Annotated in this window: 7 protein-coding genes; 6 read left to right on the top strand and 1 reads right to left on the bottom strand. The window is 61.3% G+C overall.

What is annotated here, in order from left to right:
- Nucleotides 1-224 precede the first annotated feature (224 nt).
- Nucleotides 225-944 (top strand): gamma-glutamylcyclotransferase, encoded by a 720-nt coding sequence (locus tag OCK01_RS24795; protein WP_263826272.1) that lies wholly within the window; start codon nt 225-227, stop codon nt 942-944.
- Nucleotides 945-1,004: 60 nt separating this feature from the next.
- Here the strand turns inward: OCK01_RS24795 and OCK01_RS24790 are convergent, their stop codons facing one another.
- Entirely contained in the window at nt 1,005-1,904 is a 900-nt protein-coding gene (locus OCK01_RS24790; protein ID WP_182830003.1) for a LysR family transcriptional regulator, read from the bottom strand.
- A gap of 314 nt (nt 1,905-2,218) precedes the next feature.
- On the opposite strand from OCK01_RS24790, the gene OCK01_RS24785 reads away from it, so the two are divergent.
- The 5 genes from OCK01_RS24785 to OCK01_RS24765 all read left to right on the top strand — a co-directional run bounded on the left by OCK01_RS24785 (nt 2,219) and on the right by OCK01_RS24765 (nt 7,453).
- Complete coding sequence (locus OCK01_RS24785; RefSeq protein ID WP_263826271.1) at nt 2,219-2,908, top strand: hydrolase; 690 nt, start codon at nt 2,219-2,221, stop codon at nt 2,906-2,908.
- A 66-nt stretch (nt 2,909-2,974) separates the two neighbouring features.
- Entirely contained in the window at nt 2,975-3,259 is a 285-nt protein-coding gene (locus tag OCK01_RS24780) for a XapX domain-containing protein (protein WP_263826270.1), read from the top strand.
- A complete protein-coding gene (locus OCK01_RS24775) occupies nt 3,259-5,241 on the top strand; it encodes an amidohydrolase (protein WP_263826269.1) in 1,983 nt (660 codons plus the stop codon). Before OCK01_RS24780 ends, OCK01_RS24775 begins: the two co-directional genes overlap by 1 nt.
- 173 nt (nt 5,242-5,414) lie before the next feature.
- Entirely contained in the window at nt 5,415-5,858 is a 444-nt protein-coding gene (locus OCK01_RS24770) for a DoxX family protein (RefSeq protein ID WP_263826275.1), read from the top strand.
- Complete coding sequence (locus tag OCK01_RS24765) at nt 5,855-7,453, top strand: MFS transporter (protein WP_263826268.1); 1,599 nt, start codon at nt 5,855-5,857, stop codon at nt 7,451-7,453. The genes OCK01_RS24770 and OCK01_RS24765 overlap by 4 nt, the downstream gene beginning before the upstream one ends.
- The last annotated feature ends 42 nt before the right edge of the window (nt 7,454-7,495 follow it).

Raw genomic sequence — 7,495 nt, 5'->3', positions numbered from 1 at the left:
CTCGCACGGCATGCTCACCATCAATGCCGACGTGCTGAACGAAGACCTGCTGGCCTTCGTGAAGGGCTGACCGGTCGGGCGGCGGATGCAGCCAATCGCTGCAGCCGCCGTCTTCGCAGATCCGCACCGTTATCGAAATCGCCGGTCCCTCACTGAGCTCACCCTGCAGCCGCCGTTATACGCGCCAAGACGCCGGCGGTGATATCGTTTAAACGGAACCTTAAATGCCGAGACGTTCGACCACCGCGACATGCGGTCCGACGCCGTTGCGTCTGACCGCCGAACTCGTCGCCAGAACAATCAAGCCTGTCGAAGAAGAGAGCCCGGAGCCGAATTTGACCCCGATCGCCTCTGAAGAGCTCGATGGTCTGGTCAGACGCATCGAGGAAGAGGCCGGCGATCAAGAGATCTGGGTGTTCGCCTATGGATCCCTGATGTGGAACCCAGGCTTCGACGTCGCCGCCAGCGAAAATGCGGTGGCGTCAGGCTGGCATCGCGCCTTTTCGTTGAAGATAGAACGCTTCAGGGCCACGTCCGACGCGCCCGGCCTCATGCTGGCGCTTCTGCCTGGAGGCAGTTGTTCAGGCGTTGTGCTCAGGGTGCCCTGCGCAACCAAGCAGCAGGATCTTCACAGGCTGATGACGCGTGAGATCCGCTATTCCGAGGCTCGCGATATGGTGCGATGGGTGTCGGTCAAGACCGCCTCAGGTTCACGGCGCGCGCTCACCTTCTGGGCGAGCTCGGAACGCTCTCCACTTACGGAGAAAATACCGCTCGAAACGGCTGCGAACATGATTTCCCAAGCATGCGGACCCGCCGGATCCTGTGCGGAGTATCTGCATCGCACCGTGTTGGATCTTGCGGAGCGAAATATCCGCGATCGAAACCTGTGGCGGCTGCAGGAGATGGTGGCTGCGAAATTGAATGCGTTGCCGGAGAGGTAAACGGTCGCCTGCCTGCATCTGGGGCCTTCGGCGCGGTTCGCCCGCCGCGTAGCACGGACATCAGTCCAGCATGACCATATGCGCGGCGACCTGTTCTTCGAAGAATTTCGAGAAGGACGCGATCCGGGGAGGCAGGGCCTGATAGGGCGGATAGAACAGTGTCAGCCATAGATCCGGCGGCGCCCAACCCTTGAAGACGTGGACGAGACGTCCGCTCCTGAGATGATCGGCGATGTTGAAGCCGGGCAGAAGGGCGACGCCAGCGCCGTCGGCGGCCATATCGGCGAGAAGTTCGCCGGCATTGGCGCTGAACCCCCGACCGGCGGCAATGGTGATGCTCGAGCCGCCGTCCGACAACACCCAGTTCTCCCGCCGGCTTTCGCCACTATAGGCGAGACAGTCGTCCGGCTTCAGTTCGGCGGGATGCTCCATGAAGGTGAACCGGCTGCCCGGCGCGGCGACCAGAATCCGCGGCACCACCCGAATCTTTCGCCAGATCGTGAATTTATCCGACGGCTGCGACGAGATTCGGATCGCGAGATCGTAGTCGTCGTCGACGATGTTGACGAGCCCATCGGACAAGGAGATCTCGAAGCTCATCTTCGGATAACGGTCCTTGAAGCCTGACAGAATGGGCGGCAGAACCGTCTTGCCGAACCAGGTCGGGGCGCTGATCCGCAGCCGCCCTTCATCCGCCTTGTGCGCGTTCATCACGTCGCGCCTGGCATTCTCCAGGGTCTTGACCGCAGGCTGGATCTGTGCGGCGAAGATAGCGCCATCGGTGGTCAGCGACACCTGCCGGGTGGTGCGGACGAAGAGCTGGACGCCGAGTTCCGCCTCAAGCGCCGCGATGGCGCGCGTCACCGCGGCGGGCGTCATGTCCAATTCGCGAGCGACCTGAGCGAAATTCCGCTTTTCCGCAGCGAGCAGGAAGGTTCGCAAGGCTTTGTAGTCGTTCATCTCATTGTTTCACTGATTGCAATTCTAGCCGAATTAATATTGCACTTATCATGATGATTCAAGCCGAATGACGTTACTTCGTCTTCGCATCGGCGTTTGGTAGGCGCAGTCGCGGCGGACACGACCCCGGTCTCGGCCAGATTATTGTCTTTGATGCAATTCATTCGAAATTATTATTGCAATTACGTCGCTGGGCGTTTCGTTTTAGGTTTGTTTCCAGCAGCAAAGACGAGCCGCGAACGTCTCGCCATTCGACCGCTGCGCCCCGTTCAAGACCCCGCGACGATGGCGGCCAAACCCAGAGGAAGCAAACCATGTCCAAGCTCGAAGTCCTGACCCCCGCAAACAGCCAGCTCATTTTCATCGATCAGCAGCCGCAGATGGCTTTCGGCGTGCAGTCGATCGATCGCCAGACGTTGAAGAACAACGTCGTCGGCCTCGCCAAGGCCGCCAAGATCTTCAACGTCCCGACCACCATCACCACCGTCGAGACGCAATCCTTTTCGGGCCACACCTATCCCGAACTGCTCGCCGTCTATCCGGACAACGATATACTCGAGCGCAGCTCGATGAATTCCTGGGACGACCAGAATGTTCGCGACGCCTTGGACAAGAACGCCGCCCAAGGCAGAAAGAAGATCGTCGTTTCCGGTCTCTGGACAGAAGTCTGCAATACGACTTTCGCGCTGTCCGCCCTCAACGATCGTCCTGATTTCGAAATCTATATGGTTGCCGATGCTTCCGGCGGCACCTCCGCCGATGCGCACAAATACGCCATGGACCGGATGGTGCAGGCCGGTGTGATCCCTGTCACCTGGCAGCAAGTGCTGCTCGAATGGCAGCGCGACTGGGCTCGGAAGGAGACCTATGATGCGGTGACCACGCTCGTCAAGGAGCATTCCGGCGCCTATGGCATGGGTATCGATTACGCCTACAGCATGGTTCACGGCGCCGAGGAGCGCGTCCGGCACGGCAAGCGCATCGGTCCGAATCCCGCCAAATAAGCATGCTGGCAGGCCACTCCGCGTCCCCTGGCGGAGTGGCCGTTTTCAACGCGTGGAGGATATCCCATGAAACTCTATCTCATGTCCCTGGGCGCAGGTCTGCTCGTCGGCGTCATCTACAGCCTTCTCAATGTCCGCTCGCCCGCTCCGCCGGTGATCGCGCTCGTCGGGCTCCTCGGCATCCTGGTCGGCGAACAGATCATCCCGCTCGCGAAGTCTCTCTGGAGCAGGGAGCCCGCGGCTATATCCTGGCTAAATCACGTCAAGCCGCATATGTTCGGCCATATGCCAAAGGGCGGCGAGACGATCGAGCTTGCTCGACGCGCCGAGACCGAATCGGAGAGAAGCTGATGCCGACCCGACGCACTTTCCTCGGCGCCGCGTCGAGTCTCGCCTTTCCGAATCTGTTCACGCCGGCTCAGGCCGCTGATCCCATCGAGAGCGGAGGTTCTTCCATGCATCCTGACATCATCCTTCACAATGGCCGCGTCACCACGCTTGATCGCGGCAACCCGAATGCAACGGCGATCGCCATCGAGAATGGCCTGTTTCTCGAGGTGGGAAGCGATGCGGAGGTCATGGCGCTCGCCGGGCCGAACACGAAGATCATCGACCTCAAAGGAAAGCGTGTTCTGCCGGGTCTGATCGACAACCATACGCATGTCGTGCGCGGCGGGCTGAACTTCAACATGGAACTGCGCTGGGATGGCGTGCGCTCGCTGGCCGACGCCATGGATATGCTGAAGCGCCAGGTGGCGATCACGCCGGCGCCGCAATGGGTGCGGGTCGTCGGCGGCTTCACGGAGCATCAGTTTGCCGAAAAGCGTCTGCCCACACTCGAAGAAATCAACGCCGTGGCGCCTGACACCCCGGTGTTTCTGTTGCATCTCTACGACCGCGCCTTGCTGAACGCGGCCGCCCTGCGTGCGGTGGGATACACGAAGGATACGCCCAACCCTCCGGGCGGCGAGATCACCCGCGATGCGCACGGCAATCCCACCGGAATGCTTCTCGCGAAGCCGAATGCAGGCATTCTCTATTCCACCCTCGCCAAGGGCCCGAAGCTTCCGCTCGACTACCAGATCAATTCCACCCGTCATTTCATGCGCGAGTTGAACCGTCTCGGCGTCACCGGTGTCATCGATGCAGGCGGTGGTTTCCAGAACTATCCCGACGACTATGAGGTCATCCAGAAGCTCTCGGATGAGAACCAGATGACCGTGAGGCTGGCCTACAACCTCTTCACCCAGAAGCCGAAGCAGGAAAAGGAAGACTTTCTCAACTGGACGCAGTCGGTCAAATACAAGCAGGGCAACGACTATTTCCGCCACAACGGGGCCGGCGAGATGCTGGTCTTTTCGGCGGCCGATTTCGAGGATTTCCGCCAGCCCCGCCCGGACATGCCGCCGGAAATGGAAGGGGAACTGGAAGATGTGGTGCGAATTCTGGCCGAAAACCGCTGGCCCTGGCGCCTGCATGCGACTTACGACGAGACGATCTCCCGCGCGCTCGACGTGTTCGAGAAGGTCGACAAGGACATTCCGCTCGAAGGATTGAACTGGTTCTTCGACCATGCCGAAACCATTTCGGATCGCTCCATCGACCGCATCGCGGCTCTCGGCGGCGGCATCGCGACCCAGCATCGCATGGCCTATCAGGGCGAATATTTCGTCGAACGCTACGGCCACGGCGTCGCCGAAGCGACGCCGCCCATCCGGAAGATGTTGGACAAGGGGCTGAACGTCTCCGCAGGCACGGACGCCACCCGCGTCGCTTCGTACAATCCTTGGGTATCGCTTTCGTGGATGGTGACCGGCAAAACTCTCGGCGGCATGCAGCTTTATCCGCGCGCCAACTGCCTCGATCGCGAGACGGCGCTTCGGATGTGGACCGAGAAAGTTACATGGTTCTCCAACGAGGAGGGAAAGAAGGGACGCATAGAAAAAGGTCAGTTCGCCGATCTCGTGGTGCCGGACAAGGATTTCTTCTCCTGCGCAGAGGACGAAATCTCTTTCCTCGTATCGGAATTGACGATGGTCGGGGGCCGGATCGTCTATGGAAGCGGCGACTTCAAGACGTTTGATGAATCCTCCGTTCCCCCCGCGATGCCGGACTGGTCGCCCGTCCGCAAGTTCGGCGGCTACGCCGCCTGGGGCGAACCGGAGGGAGCCGGGGCGCATTCGCTGCGCCGCGCCGCCGCAACCAATTGCGGCTGCGCTGCCGACTGCAATGTGCATGGACATGATCACGCGGGTGCCTGGACATCCAAGCTTCCGATCGGCGATCTCAAGGGGTTCTTCGGCGCGCTCGGCTGCTCATGCTGGGCCGTATGAGCTCAATTCTGTCTCGGGCGGCTCAACCGCCGCCCTGGGCAATCTCGATGAAAATTGCAGAATTCGCAATAAAATCTGAATGATTGCTGCAATTGTTTGCAAGGCGTCAACCAGTCAAGATCGCTTCATCAAAGCAGCGGCTCGAACCGAGCGGCGCTCACGCAGGAGCAGACATGACCAATCGACACCGAACCATGAATGAAGGCCGAAAGCGTTTGGCGGCGCTCGTTGCGTCTCCCGTCATCCGCACGCTTTCGCTTTGTGCGCTCTGTGCGGCCTATATACAGGGGCCGATGAGCAAGATCTTCGATTTCAATGGCGCGCTGGCGGAAATGGATCACTTCGGTCTTCATCCAACCGCGTTCTTCGCGGTCGCGGTCATCGTCTTCGAGCTGACGGCGTCGGCTTTGGTGATCACCGGGTTTCTCCGTTGGGCGGCAGCAATGGCGCTGGCGGCTTTCACGCTTATGGCCACCGTCATCGCTCTACGCTTCTGGGCAATGGCCCCGGGTATGGACCGCATGATGGCGACCAACGCCTTCTTCGAACATCTCGGCCTCGCAGGCGCGTTCGTCTTCGTGGCGGCATCCGATCTCATCAAGGGAGAAAGCAAATGAACGCCGCAAAAGCTTCCGGGGGCACGTTTGCTCCCCTCGCTCAGCCGGTCTTCGCGGTTCTCTGGTTCGCCACAGTGCTCGGCAATACCGGCAGCTTCATGCGAGATGTCGCCAGTTCCTGGCTGATGACGGACCTTTCGGCCTCACCCGCCGCCGTCGCCATGATTCAGGCGGCTGGAACGCTTCCGATATTCCTGCTGGCCATTCCGGCGGGCGTCCTCACCGACATACTCGACCGTCGCAAATTCCTGATCGCGATCCAGCTGCTGCTCGCTTCGGTGAGTATTTCGCTGATGGTGCTTTCGCAGACCGGCATGCTGTCGGTCAGCGCCCTCATCGGCTTGACTTTTCTTGGCGGCATCGGCGCCGCCCTGATGGGGCCGACATGGCAGGCCATCGTTCCCGAATTGGTGAAACGCGAAGACGTCAAGAGCGCGGTGGCTCTCAACTCGCTCGGGATCAACATCGCCCGCTCCATCGGGCCCGCCGCCGGCGGTCTGCTTCTCGCCGCCTTTGGCGCCGGGATCACCTATGGCGCGGACGTCGCAAGCTATATCGTCGTCATAGCGGCTCTCGTCTGGTGGCCGCGCGCAAAGAACGGCAATGACGCCTTGCAGGAAAACTTCTTCGGCGCCTTCCGCGCCGGTCTCCGTTACACACGGTCGAGCCAGTCGCTGCATGTCGTTCTCCTTCGGGCGGCGATATTCTTCGCATTCGCCAGCGCGGTCTGGGCGCTTCTTCCGCTTGTCGCGAGACAGCTCCTCGGCGGTGACGCCGGCTTCTACGGCATCCTGCTCGGGTCGGTCGGCGCCGGCGCGATCGGCGGCGCTCTGGTCATGCCGAAGCTGCGTGAGCGTCTCAGCGCTGACGGCCTGTTGCTCGGCGCCGCCCTGATCACCGCAGCCGTGATGGGAATTCTGTCGCTCGCTCCGCCGAAGATCGTCGCGATCCTCGCTCTGCTGTTTCTCGGCGCCGCGTGGATAACTGCGCTGACCACCCTGAACGGCGCCGCGCAGGCAGTGCTCCCGAACTGGGTGCGTGGTCGCGGCCTCGCCGTCTACCTGACCGTTTTCAACGGCGCGATGACGGCCGGAAGCCTGGGCTGGGGAGCCGTCGGCGCGGCTGTCGGCATCCAATGGACCCTGCTCGTCGGCGCCGCCGGCCTGGTCGTCGCCGGCCTCGCCATGCACCGGATAAAGCTTCCCGCCGGCGACGCAGACCTGACGCCCTCCAACCATTGGCCCGAGCCGCTCGTTGCCGAACCTGTCGCCCATGACCGTGGCCCGGTGCTGATCCTGATCGAATACAAGGTCGAGAAACATCAACGAAGCGCCTTCCTGCACGCGCTCGATCTGCTTTCGAAACAACGTCGCCGTGACGGCGCTTATGGATGGGGCGTCACCGAAGACTCCGCCGACCCGGAAAAGATCGTCGAATGGTTCATGGTGGAATCCTGGGCGGAACACCTTCGGCAGCACAAGCGCGTCTCCAATGCCGATGCGGACCTGCAGGGCAAGGTTCTGGCCCATCACGTCGGTCCCGACAAACCTGTCGTGCGTCACTTCCTGACGATCAACCGGCCCGGCGCGGCGTAACGGCGGTCGGTGCCGGATCGTCGTGGATGAAGTTATAAGTCA

This window comes from Rhizobium sp. TRM95796 (assembly GCF_025779995.1).
In the GTDB taxonomy this organism is placed as follows: Bacteria; Pseudomonadota; Alphaproteobacteria; order Rhizobiales; family Rhizobiaceae; genus Rhizobium_E.
Note: the sequence above shows the minus strand (reverse complement) of the source record. Positions and strands in the feature narration are given on the sequence as shown.

Coding starts and splice junctions, on each gene's coding strand:
- OCK01_RS24765 (WP_263826268.1), top strand. CDS start 5,855: ATGAACGCCGCAAAAGCTTCCGGGGGCACGTTTGCTCCCCTCGCTCAG.
- OCK01_RS24790 (WP_182830003.1), bottom strand. CDS start 1,904: ATGAACGACTACAAAGCCTTGCGAACCTTCCTGCTCGCTGCGGAAAAG.
- OCK01_RS24775 (WP_263826269.1), top strand. CDS start 3,259: ATGCCGACCCGACGCACTTTCCTCGGCGCCGCGTCGAGTCTCGCCTTT.
- OCK01_RS24795 (WP_263826272.1), top strand. CDS start 225: ATGCCGAGACGTTCGACCACCGCGACATGCGGTCCGACGCCGTTGCGT.
- OCK01_RS24770 (WP_263826275.1), top strand. CDS start 5,415: ATGACCAATCGACACCGAACCATGAATGAAGGCCGAAAGCGTTTGGCG.
- OCK01_RS24785 (WP_263826271.1), top strand. CDS start 2,219: ATGTCCAAGCTCGAAGTCCTGACCCCCGCAAACAGCCAGCTCATTTTC.
- OCK01_RS24780 (WP_263826270.1), top strand. CDS start 2,975: ATGAAACTCTATCTCATGTCCCTGGGCGCAGGTCTGCTCGTCGGCGTC.